The 14310-nt window shown below is 57.4% G+C and carries 11 protein-coding genes; 9 read left to right on the top strand and 2 right to left on the bottom strand.

Features of this window, described 5'->3' with window-relative positions:
• The first annotated feature begins 115 nt into the window (after positions 1–115).
• Entirely contained in the window at positions 116–979 is an 864-nt protein-coding gene (locus INF77_RS07950; RefSeq protein ID WP_008502687.1) for a YicC/YloC family endoribonuclease, read from the top strand.
• 206 nt (positions 980–1185) lie between these two features.
• Positions 1186–1803: a trimeric intracellular cation channel family protein gene (locus tag INF77_RS07945; RefSeq protein ID WP_023334014.1), complete on the top strand. Its 618-nt coding sequence runs from the start codon at positions 1186–1188 to the stop codon at positions 1801–1803.
• Positions 1804–1805: 2 nt separating this feature from the next.
• Here INF77_RS07945 and ligB read toward each other — a convergent pair whose 3' ends face one another.
• Positions 1806–3476 carry an NAD-dependent DNA ligase LigB gene (ligB, locus tag INF77_RS07940; RefSeq protein WP_193531960.1) on the bottom strand — a complete coding sequence of 557 codons (1671 nt, stop codon included), beginning with the start codon at positions 3474–3476 and terminating at the stop codon, positions 1806–1808.
• Between the two features lie 251 nt (positions 3477–3727).
• Between ligB and gmk the strand changes: the two genes are divergently transcribed.
• The 5 genes from gmk to recG are packed head-to-tail and all read left to right on the top strand — an operon-like array spanning position 3728 to position 9594.
• Complete coding sequence (gene gmk / locus INF77_RS07935; protein WP_010426438.1) at positions 3728–4351, top strand: guanylate kinase; 624 nt, start codon at positions 3728–3730, stop codon at positions 4349–4351.
• Between the two features lie 54 nt (positions 4352–4405).
• Entirely contained in the window at positions 4406–4681 is a 276-nt protein-coding gene (gene rpoZ, locus INF77_RS07930) for a DNA-directed RNA polymerase subunit omega (protein ID WP_000135058.1), read from the top strand.
• 19 nt (positions 4682–4700) lie between these two features.
• The gene (gene spoT, locus INF77_RS07925; RefSeq protein WP_028015011.1) at positions 4701–6815 is read left to right on the top strand and encodes a bifunctional GTP diphosphokinase/guanosine-3',5'-bis pyrophosphate 3'-pyrophosphohydrolase; all 2115 of its coding nucleotides are present in this window, start codon (positions 4701–4703) and stop codon (positions 6813–6815) included.
• Positions 6816–6819: 4 nt separating this feature from the next.
• Complete coding sequence (gene trmH, locus INF77_RS07920; protein WP_193531959.1) at positions 6820–7509, top strand: tRNA (guanosine(18)-2'-O)-methyltransferase TrmH; 690 nt, start codon at positions 6820–6822, stop codon at positions 7507–7509.
• 3 nt (positions 7510–7512) lie between these two features.
• Positions 7513–9594, top strand: coding sequence for an ATP-dependent DNA helicase RecG (recG, locus tag INF77_RS07915; RefSeq protein WP_047366906.1), 2082 nt, complete (start codon positions 7513–7515; stop codon positions 9592–9594).
• Between the two features lie 2 nt (positions 9595–9596).
• Here recG and gltS read toward each other — a convergent pair whose 3' ends face one another.
• Positions 9597–10799 carry a sodium/glutamate symporter gene (gltS, locus tag INF77_RS07910; RefSeq protein ID WP_047366905.1) on the bottom strand — a complete coding sequence of 401 codons (1203 nt, stop codon included), beginning with the start codon at positions 10797–10799 and terminating at the stop codon, positions 9597–9599.
• A gap of 225 nt (positions 10800–11024) precedes the next feature.
• On the opposite strand from gltS, the gene xanP reads away from it, so the two are divergent.
• Positions 11025–12416: a xanthine/proton symporter XanP gene (xanP, locus tag INF77_RS07905; RefSeq protein WP_193531958.1), complete on the top strand. Its 1392-nt coding sequence runs from the start codon at positions 11025–11027 to the stop codon at positions 12414–12416.
• Between the two features lie 119 nt (positions 12417–12535).
• Positions 12536–14224, top strand: coding sequence for an AsmA family protein (locus tag INF77_RS07900; RefSeq protein ID WP_193531957.1), 1689 nt, complete (start codon positions 12536–12538; stop codon positions 14222–14224).
• Positions 14225–14310 lie beyond the last annotated feature (86 nt).

Raw genomic sequence — 14310 nt, 5'->3', positions numbered from 1 at the left:
CCGGCTTGAAACGAATGTGGCTGCGCATTATACGGATAAAGGACGCTTATTCCTATCCTGAGAAGCCCCCGAAAGCTATAATCCCCCCATCTCTCCTTTAAAAACGGGAATGTCTATGATCCGCAGTATGACCGCCTACGCCCGGCGTGAAATCAAGGGTAGCTGGGGTAGCGCTACCTGGGAAATGCGTTCGGTAAACCAGCGCTATCTGGAAACATATTTCCGTATGCCGGAACAGTTCCGCAGCCTTGAACCTGTGGTGCGCGAGCGTATCCGTACGCGTCTGACCCGCGGGAAAGTGGAATGCAACCTGCGCTTTGAGCCCGATGCCAGCGCACAGGGCGAGCTGATCCTCAACGAAAAACTGGCGAAACAGCTCGTGAATGCGGCGAACTGGGTCAAAATGCAGAGCGATGAAGGCGAAATCAACCCGGTTGATATTCTGCGCTGGCCTGGCGTCATGGCCGCCGGCGAGCAGGATCTGGACGCGATTGCCGCAGAAATTCTGGCAGCCCTCGACGGCACGCTGGATGACTTTATCGTTGCCCGCGAAACCGAAGGTCAGGCGCTGAAAGCGATGATTGAGCAGCGCCTTGAAGGCGTCAGCGCTGAAGTAGCCAAAGTCCGCACCCACATGCCGGAAGTGCTGCAATGGCAACGCGAGCGTCTGGTCGCCAAGCTGGAAGAAGCGGAAGTTCAGCTGGAAAACACCCGTCTGGAACAAGAGCTGGTGCTGATGGCGCAGCGTATCGATGTTGCCGAAGAGCTGGATCGTCTGGAAGCGCACGTGAAAGAGACCTATAACATCCTGAAGAAGAAGGAAGCTGTAGGCCGCCGCCTGGACTTTATGATGCAGGAGTTCAACCGCGAGTCGAACACTTTGGCGTCTAAGTCTATCAACGCTGAAGTGACCAACTCAGCGATTGAACTCAAGGTTCTGATTGAGCAGATGCGCGAGCAGATCCAGAATATTGAGTAATCGCTTTTTGGGTGGCGTCGGCTGACGCCATCCATTATTATTTCTAATCCGAATTCCCGCCTCTTTTCAAATTCAGCAGCCAAGAATCAAAGATATTCAACATGTATTGATTAAATTTTATAGGTGAAACCCAATCGCCTTAGAAAATCTCAATCGTGATTTTGCGCACAAATCGCTAACCTTTCCGCGTTCACACCGGAGGATATATGCTGCTTCACATTCTTTATCTTATTGGTATCACCGCCGAAGCCATGACTGGCGCTCTTGCCGCCGGGCGTCGCCGGATGGACACCTTCGGTGTGATCATTATTGCCACTGCAACCGCGCTGGGCGGCGGTTCCGTGCGCGATATCCTGCTTGGCCATTACCCGCTCGGCTGGGTGAAACATCCTGAGTATGTGATTATCGTCGCAACGGCTGCCGTATTAACCACCATAGTGGCACCCGTTATGCCCCATCTGCGCCGCCTGTTCCTGGTGCTTGATGCACTGGGGCTGATCGTCTTTTCTATCATCGGTGCACAAATCGCGCTCGATATGGGGGAAGGCCCGGTTATCGCCACCATTGCCGCCGTGGTCACGGGCGTATTCGGCGGCGTGCTGCGCGATATGTTCTGCAAACGCATTCCTCTGGTCTTCCAAAAAGAGCTGTATGCCGGCATCTCCTTCGCCGCAGCGGTGCTCTACATTGCCCTGCAGCATTACGTTTCAAACCACGACGTGGTGGTCATCTCCACGCTGCTGTTTGGCTTTACGGCCCGCATGCTGGCGCTGCGTCTGAAGCTCGGATTGCCCGTGTTTCACTATAAGCACAGCGCCCACTGATCTCAGAACCCATTGATGTGCTGCTGAGCAAGCCACCTGACCAGCACATCGATCTCTGGCGCGTGCAGCCAGGCAACGATTTGCCGCGCCTTCTCCTCACCCGTACCCGGCAAGGCCTGCCAGGCCTTTTCACTGCGTTCGCTCATCTTCTGCCACGACACATCTTCCAACGCCTTCAGCGAGGCCTGTGGCAGCGGTACACCCAGCGCCATAATCCAGCGGATAAAAGGCTGCTCATGCACCTGATTCAAGCGATGCCAGAGCGCCAGCCCGCGTGCGGCAGAGAATCCCGGCGTCGACTGCAGCTGCTCCTGCGTTAATAGCAGCCACGAAAAGAGATGTTCAAAATGATGCGCCTGCCAGAGTGTGCGCCAGCCTGACTCACCTAATCCTTCAATGTTGAATACCTGCTTTGAACTGAGCCACGTCAGCCGGGCAAAGAACTGTTCCATACACTCCGGCGAGGCATAAAAGCAACTCAGGGAGTGATAACGCGAGGCCGGAGGCTCTGGTTTTTGTCTGTCCGCCCCTCGCCAGACCACCTTATCAAACCGGGGGATACCCTGCCCTGCCAGGCTGACCTGGATCTGATCGCCCGGGGCAATATCCAGCCTCTGCCAGCGCCCAACCGAACCGAGACTCACTCGCTGCACCCGTTTATCGTTCAACTGCACAGGCTCAAGTGCCGCCACGACAGAAATTTTGCCCGTGCGCCCCACGGAAAAAAGAATATTCCTGACCTCTGCGACCTGTGCCGCAGGCGAATATTTCCACGCGATAATCCAGTTGCCTTCGCCGGGCAGCCAACTTTCCCCTGTAGGTGACTCCGCAGACCGAACCACTATGCCATCCGTGGCAAAGGGCAATGCCGTGTTTTGCCAGGCCAAACGCTGTTTTTCAACAGCATCAACCGCTTGTACGGGCAACGTATAGCGCGCCGTCAGGGAAAAGCCTGCGCTGGACAGCTCAGAAAGCCTGTTTTCCATTCCCTTCGGTCCATCCGGCCAGGCCCAGATAAATATTCCTGTCTGGCTCAGAAGCGCGTTGTCCTTTTGTCGCATCATCGCACCCGCCACTTTTGCGCGAGCATTCATTCCGCCCATCTGCCGCTGGACGTGGTTTTCGCGTAGCCAGAAAAGCTCCCCCTGTAAGACGCTGTTTGCAAGCGCGCCGGATACCTCCTTGGGCACGGACGGGATCAAACGCACGCGGGCCGTCCAGTCCTCGCCTTTTAGCCCATTACCACGGCTGATGGCCCGCGCTAGCTTTCCGTTGCGATACACCAGCGTCACCGCCACGCCATCGACTTTTGGCTGCATCCAGAGATTTTTCCGGCCGTGCATCCAGTGACCCAGCGCTTCTTTGCTGGCTGCTTTACGTACCCCCGTATGGGCAACAGGATGTTTTACGTTTCCCTCCAGCGCAGGAAGGGCGCTCTCAGCAAAATCGTTGTCGAAACAGCGCTGCCACTGGGTTAAACGGCCATTGAGCTGGTCATACACTTCGTCACTGACCTCGCTCACCCCCAGCTTCCAGTAAGCCTCATCCCAGCGTTTGATTTGTGCACTTAATGACGCAATCTCTTTTTCGGCTTTTGCCTGTGACCACACCGGGCACACCGCCGCCCCGTAACCACACCACAACAGCATTAACCCGCTTATCCACCGCCACATCGCTATCCCTCCTCTGCAATGCAGGAGGTATAACCTGACGTGAGAAACGACGCTAATAGCAACCTTTCACGTTGCGAGGCGCTATCCAGCGTTAATTTTTATTGCGGCAAACCGCAGGTAAAACCTGAAAACGGTACGCAAAATTCAATAATCCAGGGGAAAAAGTGTGACAAAGGCTACGTCACACAGCGGCGACGTGTATAATAAGCCCGTATGTAGGACTTCTTCGTTAACACATACAAAAGACTCTCATGGCTCAAGGCACGCTTTATATTGTTTCTGCCCCTAGCGGCGCGGGTAAATCCAGCCTTATTCAGGCACTGTTAAAAACCCAACCGTTGTACGACACACAGGTTTCTGTTTCTCACACCACGCGAGCGCCGCGTCCGGGTGAAGTGCACGGTGAACACTATTTCTTTGTGGATCACGACGAGTTCAGAGCGATGATCGGCAGAGATGCGTTTCTTGAACACGCAGAAGTGTTTGGTAACTACTACGGCACCTCGCGTGAAACCATTGAGCAGGTTCTGGCGACGGGTGTAAATGTGTTCCTCGACATCGACTGGCAGGGCGCACAGCAAATTCGCAAGAAAATGCCTGACTCGCGCAGTATCTTTATTTTACCGCCGTCGAAGGATGAGCTGGATCGCCGCCTGCGTGGCCGCGGTCAGGACAGTGAAGAAGTCATCGCAAAGCGTATGGAACAGGCAGTTGCAGAAATGAGCCATTACGCGGAATATGATTACCTTATTGTGAATGATGATTTTGATGCCGCGCTGAGCGATCTCAAAACCATTCTTCGCGCAGAACGACTGCGTATGAGCCGCCAGAAGCAGCGACATGACGCATTAATCACCAAACTGTTGGCAGACTGAACCCACTTTCAGTATCATGCCCAGTCATTTCTTCACCTGTGGAGCATTTTAAGTATGGCACGCGTAACTGTTCAGGACGCTGTAGAGAAAATTGGTAACCGTTTTGACCTGGTGCTGGTCGCCGCGCGTCGCGCTCGTCAGATGCAGGTGGGCGGTAAAGATCCGCTGGTACCGGAAGAAAACGATAAAACCACCGTTATTGCACTTCGCGAAATCGAAGAAGGTCTGATCAACAACCAGATCCTCGACGTGCGTGAGCGCCAGGAGCAGCAAGAGCAGGAAGCCGCAGAACTGCAGGCCGTAACCGCCATTGCTGAAGGTCGTCGTTAATTAAACCTGCGGGTCGCCCTTGTATCTGTTTGAAAGCCTGAATCAACTGATTCAAACCTACCTGCCTGAAGACCAGATTAAGCGTCTTCAGCAGGCGTATCTCGTTGCACGTGACGCTCACGAGGGCCAGACACGTTCAAGCGGTGAACCCTACATCACGCATCCGGTTGCGGTAGCCTGTATTCTGGCCGAGATGAAACTCGACTACGAAACGCTGATGGCCGCCCTGCTGCACGACGTGATCGAAGATACCCCTGCCACCTACCAGGATATGGAACAGCTGTTTGGCAAAAGCGTTGCCGAGCTGGTGGAAGGGGTCTCTAAGCTTGATAAGCTGAAATTCCGCGACAAGAAAGAGGCGCAAGCCGAAAACTTCCGCAAGATGATTATGGCGATGGTGCAGGATATCCGCGTCATTCTCATCAAACTCGCTGACCGTACCCACAACATGCGCACGCTGGGCTCACTTCGCCCGGATAAACGTCGCCGCATTGCCCGTGAAACCCTCGAAATTTACAGTCCGCTGGCGCACCGTTTAGGTATCCACCACATCAAAACCGAGCTGGAAGAGCTGGGCTTTGAAGCGTTGTACCCGAACCGCTATCGCGTGATTAAAGAGGTGGTGAAAGCCGCACGCGGTAACCGTAAAGAGATGATTCAAAAGATCCTCTCTGAAATTGAAGGGCGTTTGCAGGAAGCGGGAATCCCGTGCCGCGTCAGCGGTCGCGAAAAACATCTTTACTCCATCTACTGCAAAATGGTGCTCAAAGAGCAGCGTTTTCACTCGATCATGGATATCTACGCGTTCCGCGTAATCGTCCACGACTCTGACACCTGCTACCGCGTGCTGGGGCAGATGCACAGCCTCTATAAACCGCGCCCGGGGCGCATGAAAGATTACATCGCTATTCCGAAAGCGAACGGCTATCAATCTTTGCATACCTCGATGATCGGTCCGCACGGCGTGCCTGTTGAAGTGCAGATCCGCACCGAAGACATGGACCAGATGGCAGAGATGGGTGTAGCCGCGCACTGGGCTTACAAAGAGCATGGTGGCGAAAGCAGCACCACCGCGCAAATCCGCGCCCAGCGCTGGATGCAGAGCCTGCTGGAGCTTCAGCAGAGTGCGGGTAGCTCGTTCGAATTTATCGAGAGCGTTAAATCCGATCTCTTCCCGGATGAGATTTACGTTTTCACCCCAGAAGGCCGCATTGTCGAACTGCCTGCGGGCGCAACGCCGGTCGACTTCGCCTACGCCGTGCATACCGATATCGGGCACGCCTGCGTGGGCGCGCGCGTCGACAGACAGCCTTACCCGCTGTCTCAGCCGCTCTCCAGTGGCCAGACGGTCGAAATTATTACCGCGCCGGGCGCACGTCCGAACGCGGCCTGGCTGAACTTTGTCGTGAGTTCCAAAGCGCGCGCCAAAATTCGTCAGCTGTTGAAAAACCTCAAGCGCGATGACTCCGTGAGCCTGGGGCGTCGCCTGCTCAACCACGCGTTGGGCGGCAGCCGCAAGCTGGCTGAGATCCCACCGGAGCATATTCAGCGTGAACTCGACCGTATGAAGCTCACGTCTCTGGACGATCTGCTGGCGGAAATTGGTCTGGGTAACGCGATGAGCGTCGTGGTGGCGAAAAACCTGCAGCAGGGCGAAGCGACGCCATCTGCTCCAGGCGCATCCGGCCATGCTCATCTGCCGATCAAAGGCGCGGACGGGGTGCTGATCACCTTCGCAAAATGTTGCCGTCCAATCCCTGGCGACCCGATTATTGCGCACGTCAGTCCGGGCAAAGGGCTGGTTATCCACCATGAATCCTGTCGTAACATTCGCGGCTACCAGAAAGAAGCCGAGAAGTTTATGGCGGTCGAGTGGGATAAAGAGACGGCGCAGGAATTTATCACCGAAATTAAGGTGGATATGTTCAACCACCAGGGTGCCCTGGCGAACCTGACGGCAGCCATCAACACGGCCTCGTCCAACATTCAGAGCCTGAATACGGAAGAAAAAGACGGCCGCGTCTATAGCGCCTTTATTCGTCTGACCGCTCGCGACCGCGTGCATCTGGCGAACATTATGCGCAAGATCCGCGTCATGCCGGACGTGATTAAAGTCACCCGAAACCGAAACTAGGTTTATGAATTCACAACGTTATGCCCGTATCTGCGAAATGCTCGCCAGACGCCAGCCTGACCTGACGGTCTGCATGGAGCAGGTGCATAAACCTCATAACGTCTCTGCCATCGTCCGTACCGCAGATGCCGTCGGCGTGCATGAAGTGCACGCCGTCTGGCAGGGTCACCGGATGCGAACCATGGTCTCTGCTGCGGCAGGCAGTAACAGCTGGGTATCCGTCAAATCTCACCAGACGATTGGCGATGCCGTATCGCATCTGAAAGGACGCGGGATGCAGATCCTGGCGACAAACCTGTCCGATAAGGCCGTGGATTTCCGCGAGATCGACTATACCCGCCCGACCTGCATTTTGATGGGTCAGGAGAAAACCGGGATCTCCCAGGAAGCGCTGGATCTGGCGGATCGGGACATCATCATTCCGATGATCGGCATGGTCCAGTCCCTTAACGTCTCCGTGGCGTCCGCGCTCATTCTGTATGAAGCGCAGCGCCAGCGTCAGAACGCCGGGATGTACGAGCGCAGCAACAGCATTCTGCCGGAAGAAGAACAGCAGCGCCTGCTGTTTGAAGGTGGCTATCCGGTGCTGGCACGCGTTGCGAAGCAGAAAAAATTGCCTTACCCCCACGTCAACGCGCAGGGCGAAATTGAAGCCGATGCCGAGTGGTGGGCCACCATGCAGTACGCCGGGTAACCGATGAAAGGCCGCCTGCTGGATGCTATCCCGCTCAACAGCCTGACGGGCGTGGGCGCGGCGCAAAGCAATAAGCTGGCAAAAATTGGCCTGCACACCGTGCAGGATCTCCTGCTTCACCTCCCCCTGCGTTACGAAGACCGCACTCAGCTCTACAAGATTGGCGATCTGCTTCCCGCCATTTACGCCACCGTTGAAGGCGAAGTCCTGAACTGCAATATCACTTTCGGCGGACGCCGGATGATGACCTGTCAGATCAGCGACGGCACCGGCATCCTCACCATGCGTTTCTTCAACTTCAGCGCTGCAATGAAAAACAGCCTGGCGACAGGCCGCAGAGTGCTGGCCTATGGCGAAGCTAAACGCGGGAAATACGGCGCAGAGATGATCCACCCGGAGTACCGCGTACAGGGCGATCTCAGCACGCCGGAACTGCAGGAGACGCTCACCCCGGTTTACCCGACGACCGAAGGCGTTAAGCAGGCGACACTGCGTAAGCTCACCGATCAGGCGCTGGAACTGCTGGATACCTGCGCCATTACCGAACTGCTGCCGCCAGAACTGGCTCAGGGGATGATGAGCCTGCCCGAGGCGCTGCGCACCCTGCACCGCCCGCCGCCAACGCTGCAGCTCAGCGATTTAGAAAGCGGTAAACACCCCGCTCAACGGCGTCTTATCCTTGAGGAATTACTGGCGCATAACCTGAGCATGCTGGCGTTGCGCGCCGGCGCGCAGCGTTTCCACGCTCAGCCGTTAAGCCCGAATGATGTGCTCAAAGATAAGCTGCTGGCCTCGCTGCCCTTTAAGCCCACCGGCGCGCAGGCGCGCGTCACCGCCGAGATTGAGCGCGATATGGCGCTCGACGTACCGATGATGCGCCTGGTGCAGGGCGACGTAGGTTCAGGTAAAACGCTGGTTGCCGCCCTGGCCGCCCTGCGCGCGATTGCCCACGGCAAACAGGTCGCGCTGATGGCACCCACCGAACTGCTGGCTGAACAACACGCCAACAATTTCCGCGCCTGGTTCGCACCGCTCGGGATTGAAGTGGGCTGGCTTGCCGGAAAGCAAAAAGGCAAAGCGCGTCTTGCGCAACAGGAGGCCATCGCCAGCGGCCAGGTGCAGATGATTGTCGGCACACACGCTATCTTTCAGGAGCAGGTGCAGTTTAACGGCCTCGCGCTGGTGATTATCGACGAGCAGCACCGCTTCGGCGTGCATCAGCGTCTGGCGCTGTGGGAAAAAGGGCTGCAGCAGGGCTTCCACCCGCATCAGCTGATCATGACCGCCACGCCGATCCCGCGTACCCTGGCGATGACCGCCTACGCCGATCTGGATACCTCTACCATCGACGAACTGCCGCCGGGCCGAACGCCGGTGACGACGGTCGCCATACCGGATACGCGCCGCAGCGACATCATTGACCGGGTGCGCAATGCCTGCACCCATGAAGGGCGTCAGGCCTACTGGGTCTGTACCCTGATTGAAGAGTCTGAACTGCTGGAAGCCCAGGCCGCCGAAGCGACGTGGGAAGAGCTCAAGCTGGCACTGCCCGAGCTGAACGTTGGCCTGGTTCACGGCCGCATGAAGCCTGCCGAGAAGCAGGCGGTGATGCAATCCTTCAAACAGGGGGAACTGCATTTGCTGGTCGCGACGACGGTCATCGAAGTGGGCGTTGACGTACCCAACTCCAGTTTGATGATCATCGAAAACCCGGAACGTCTGGGGCTTGCCCAGCTCCACCAGCTGCGCGGGCGCGTTGGCCGCGGCGCGGTAGCGTCTCACTGCGTGCTGCTTTACAAAGCACCGCTTTCAAAAACCGCCCAGATGCGACTGCAGGTGCTGCGCGACAGCAACGACGGCTTTGTGATTGCGCAAAAAGACCTGGAGATACGCGGCCCGGGCGAACTACTGGGCACGCGCCAGACGGGAAATGCTGAATTCAAAGTGGCGGATTTACTGCGCGATCAGGCCATGATCCCCGAAGTTCAGCGCCTTGCGCGCCATATTCATGAACGCTACCCCGAACAGGCGGCAGCGTTAATTGAGCGCTGGATGCCAGAAACCGAACGGTATTCCAACGCCTGATCTCAGGCAAATATCGGCAGCATCAGGTACAGCTTGATCACCAGCGCGTTGACGATATCAATGAAGAATGCGCCGACCATCGGGACCACCAGAAACGCCATATGCGATGGCCCGAACCGTTCGGTGATCGCCTGCATGTTGGCGATAGCCGTGGGGGTAGCCCCCAGACCAAACCCGCAGTGACCGGCCGCCAGCACCGCCGCATCATAGTTTTTCCCCATCATGCGCCAGGTCACGAACATGGCATACAGCGCCATAAACAGCGCCTGCACCGCCAGAATCGCCACCATCGGCAGCGCCAGCGAGGCCAGCTCCCACAGCTTCAGGCTCATCAGCGCCATCGCCAGGAACAGCGACAGGCAGACGTTGCCGAGCACCGATACCGCCCGTTCAAACACGCGGTAGAAGCCCATCAGCGCCAGACCGTTGCTCAGGATCACCCCGATAAACAGCACGCAGACAAAGGTCGGCAGTTCAAACGCCGTTCCCGCCAGCCATTGCGCAACCACTTTGCCCACGGTCAGGCAGATGGCAATCATCGCGATGGTTTCAATCATCACCAGCGAGGTGATGCTGCGGCCAACGTCCGGTTTTTCAAACGCGGTCGGCACCATTTCATCGTCTGGCCTGCCGTTCGGCGTGGTGGAGTGCTTCACCAGATAACGCGCTACCGGGCCGCCAATCAGGCCACCCAGTACCAGGCCAAAGGTCGCGCAGGCCATCGCCACTTCCGTCGCGTTTTCAAAACCGTAGCGTTCGATGAACAGCTTGCTCCACGCCGCGCCGGTGCCGTGACCGCCCGAAAGGGTAATCGACCCCGCCAGCAGCCCCATCAGCGGATCCAGCCCCAGCAGCGTTGCCATACCGATGCCAATGGCGTTCTGCATCAGCAGCAGCCCCACCACCACAATCAGGAATACGCCGAGCACCTTACCGCCCGAGCGCAGGCTCGCCAGGTTGGCGTTCAGGCCGATGGTGGCAAAGAAAGCCAGCATCAGCGGGTCTTTCAGGGACATGTCAAAATCAATTTCCCAGCCCATGCTTTTTTTCAGTATCAGCAAGGCCAGCGCCACCAGCAGACCGCCGGCGACAGGTTCAGGAATAGTGTATTTTTTCAGAAAGGAAACGCTGTGGACCAGCTTGCGACCAAGCAGAAGAACCAGCGTTGCGGCAACAAGGGTCGACAACGTATCGAGATGAATCATAAAAGGCTCCTGTTATGCGCGTATTCCATACACACGCGGCGTTATCCTGGGCCGGTTTGCGCTCGTCATGAGCCCCCGGCGCAAAAAGTGTAATTTTTTTTTCCGGTAGGTTGTAAAAAACCTGCTCACAGCGGCAGATTTTCTTCCTTTTTTTTGCTGGCAATCGTTTGCTTTTACCAAGTGGTCAGATAAAATGCCCGCTTTTCCACCGTGGGATTGCCGCCGATGTCCGTTAACACCATAGAATCGCCAGATGCGCAACCGATTGCGCAGAAGCAAAATAGCGAACTGATTTACCGCCTTGAAGACCGACCGCCGCTGCCGCAGACGCTTTTTGCCGCCTGCCAGCATCTTCTGGCGATGTTTGTTGCGGTGATCACCCCGGCGCTGCTGATTTGCCAGGCACTCGGTTTACCGGCGCAGGACACGCAGCACATTATCAGTATGTCTCTGTTCGCCTCCGGCGTGGCCTCCATTATTCAAATTAAAGCCTGGGGCCCGGTGGGGTCTGGGCTACTGTCGATTCAGGGCACCAGCTTTAACTTCGTGGCGCCGCTGATCATGGGCGGTACGGCGCTGAAAACCGGCGGTGCGGATGTTCCGACCATGATGGCGGCGCTGTTCGGCACGCTGATGCTGGCAAGCTGCACGGAGATGGTCATCTCACGCGTGCTGCACTTGGCTCGCCGTGTGATCACCCCGCTGGTTTCCGGCGTGGTAGTGATGATTATCGGCCTGTCGCTGATTCAGGTGGGCCTCACCTCCATCGGTGGCGGCTACGCGGCAATAAGCGACCACACCTTCGGCGCGCCGAAAAACCTGCTGCTGGCGGGCGTGGTGCTGGCGATCATTATTTTGCTTAACCGTCAGCGTAACCCTTACCTGCGCGTGGCCTCGCTGGTGATCGCCATGGCAGCGGGCTATCTGCTGGCGTGGGCGCTGGGGATGCTGCCGGAGAACACCGCGCCGACCAACAGCGCGCTGATCACCGTCCCAACGCCGCTTTATTACGGCCTGGGCATAGACTGGGGTCTGCTCCTGCCGCTGATGCTGGTCTTTATGATTACTTCTCTGGAGACCATCGGTGATATCACCGCTACCTCCGACGTCTCTGAGCAGCCGGTTTCCGGCCCGCTGTACATGAAGCGTCTGAAAGGCGGCGTACTGGCGAACGGCCTGAACTCGTTTGTCTCTGCGGTATTCAACACCTTCCCGAACTCCTGCTTCGGCCAGAACAACGGTGTGATCCAGCTGACCGGCGTGGCCAGCCGCTACGTTGGTTTCGTGGTGGCGCTGATGCTGATCGTCCTCGGCCTGTTCCCGGCGGTGAGCGGCTTTGTGCAGCACATTCCTGAGCCGGTGCTGGGCGGCGCAACGCTGGTGATGTTTGGGACTATCGCGGCCTCCGGCGTGCGTATCGTCTCCCGCGAGCCGCTGAACCGCCGCGCAATCATGATTATCGCGCTGTCGCTGGCCGTTGGTCTGGGTGTTTCCCAGCAGCCGCTGATCCTGCAGTTTGCGCCGGACTGGGTGAAAAACCTGCTCTCTTCCGGCATTGCCGCGGGCGGTATCACCGCTATCGTGCTGAACCTCGTTTTCCCGCCTGAGAAGAACTGATCTCCCTCACGGCAGGCAGTCAATGCCTGCCGTGACATCTAATTACACCATTCCCGCCTTGAGCATTGCGCATAAATCGTGCATAACTCCCTTATGTTCGTTTCGCGGGATGGAAGACCATGAAATTTATTGGAAAGCTACTCGTCTATCTTCTGGTAGCCCTGCTTATTGTGCTGCTGGCGCTCTATATTTTGCTCCAGACCCGCTGGGGCGCGGCGCAGGTCAGCAGCTGGATTACGGTGAATACCGACTACGAACTCAGTTTCGACAAGATGAATCACCGCTTTTCATCGCCTTCCCACCTCATTCTGGAAAATGTCACCTTTGGGCGGGACGGTAAACCCGCCACATTAGTTGCCAAAAAAGTCGATATTGGCCTGAGCAGCCGTCAGATCACCGCTCCGCTGCACATGGGCACTATCACCCTGTTCGACGGCACGCTGAATCTCTCGCCTCAAACAGCGCCGCTGCCCTTCCAGGCCGATCGTCTGCAGCTGAACAACATGGCCTTTAATAGCCCGAATACTGAATGGGATCTGAGCGCACAGAAGGTCACGGGCGGCGTCAGCCCATGGCAGCCAGAAGCCGGGAACGTGCTGGGTAAAAACGCGAAGATCCAGATGAGCGCCGGCTCGCTGACCCTGAACGGCGTACCGGCCACCAACGTGCTAATCGACGGCCAGTTGAACGGCAAGGAGGTGGTGCTGAACACTATTGGTGCCGATATGGCCCGTGGCTCGCTCACCGGCTCCGCCCTGCGTAACGCTGACGGAAGCTGGATAATCGACACCATGCGCCTGAACGAGATCCGCCTGCAGAGCGACAAAACGCTGAAAGCATTCTTCGCGCCGCTGGCTACCATCCCCTCCCTGCAAATTGGCCGTCTGGAGGTCACCGATGCCCGCCTGCAAGGCCCGGACTGGGCGGTGACCGATCTCGACTTAAGCCTGCGCAACCTGACTCTCAGCAAAGGCGACTGGCAGAGCCAGGAAGGTCGCCTGTCCATGAACGCCAGCGAGTTTATCTTCGGCTCGCTGCATCTGTTTGACCCGATCCTGAATGCGGAGTTTTCCCCGCAGGGCATAGCGCTGCGTCAGTTCACCTCCCGCTGGGAAGGCGGTATGGTGCGCACGTCCGGCAACTGGCTGCGCGACGGTAAAGCGCTGGTTCTGGACGATGTTGCCATCGCCGGGCTGGAGTACACCCTTCCTGAAAACTGGAAAACGCTGTGGATGGAGCCGCTGCCGGAATGGCTGAACAGCGTCACGCTGCAAAAATTTGGCCTGAGCCGCAACCTGGTGATCGACATCGATCCCGCCTTCCCGTGGCAGATCACCTCCCTGGACGGCTACGGCGCAAACCTGCAGCTGGCGAAAGATCGCCAGTGGGGCGTCTGGGGCGGCAGCGCAACATTAAACGGCGCGGCGGCGACCTTTAACCGCGTCGACGTGCGCCGTCCGTCGCTGGCGCTGAATGCCAACGCCGCCACGGTGAACATTAGCGACCTGAGCGCGTTTACCGAGAAAGGGATCCTGGAGGCGACGGCGACCGTTTCACAGCTCCCGCAGCGGCAGACCACGGTGAGCCTGAACGGGCGCGGCGTACCGCTCAACGTGCTGCAGCAGTGGGGCTGGCCTGCGTTACCGATTACGGGCGACGGCAATATTCAGATGACCGCCAGCGGCAGCGTGCAGGCGAATTCGCCACTGAAGCCAACGGTGAATGGGAAGCTGAGCGCGGTAAATATGGATAAGCAGCAGGTTGAGCAGACGATGACGGGCGGCGTGGTTTCAACGCCTGTGCAATAAAGTTTTTGATGTTTGTTCCCTCTCCCTGTAGGAGAGGGTCAGGGTGAGGGCATCAGAGCACATAATTACCTTAGGCCCGGTAAGCG

Origin of the sequence: Enterobacter cloacae complex sp. P1B, assembly GCF_014982345.1 — a bacterium.
GTDB lineage: Bacteria > Pseudomonadota > Gammaproteobacteria > Enterobacterales > Enterobacteriaceae > Enterobacter > Enterobacter bugandensis.
This window is presented reverse-complemented; position numbering and strand designations above follow the sequence as displayed.

Excerpts from the sequence above, each read along its gene's own strand:
- INF77_RS07950 (WP_008502687.1), top strand. The coding sequence starts at position 116 with ATGATCCGCAGTATGACCGCCTACGCCCGGCGTGAAATCAAGGGTAGC.
- INF77_RS07945 (WP_023334014.1), top strand. The coding sequence starts at position 1,186 with ATGCTGCTTCACATTCTTTATCTTATTGGTATCACCGCCGAAGCCATG.
- ligB (WP_193531960.1), bottom strand. The coding sequence starts at position 3,476 with ATGTGGCGGTGGATAAGCGGGTTAATGCTGTTGTGGTGTGGTTACGGG.
- gmk (WP_010426438.1), top strand. The coding sequence starts at position 3,728 with ATGGCTCAAGGCACGCTTTATATTGTTTCTGCCCCTAGCGGCGCGGGT.
- rpoZ (WP_000135058.1), top strand. The coding sequence starts at position 4,406 with ATGGCACGCGTAACTGTTCAGGACGCTGTAGAGAAAATTGGTAACCGT.
- trmH (WP_193531959.1), top strand. The coding sequence starts at position 6,820 with ATGAATTCACAACGTTATGCCCGTATCTGCGAAATGCTCGCCAGACGC.
- recG (WP_047366906.1), top strand. The coding sequence starts at position 7,513 with ATGAAAGGCCGCCTGCTGGATGCTATCCCGCTCAACAGCCTGACGGGC.
- gltS (WP_047366905.1), bottom strand. The coding sequence starts at position 10,799 with ATGATTCATCTCGATACGTTGTCGACCCTTGTTGCCGCAACGCTGGTT.
- xanP (WP_193531958.1), top strand. The coding sequence starts at position 11,025 with ATGTCCGTTAACACCATAGAATCGCCAGATGCGCAACCGATTGCGCAG.
- INF77_RS07900 (WP_193531957.1), top strand. The coding sequence starts at position 12,536 with ATGAAATTTATTGGAAAGCTACTCGTCTATCTTCTGGTAGCCCTGCTT.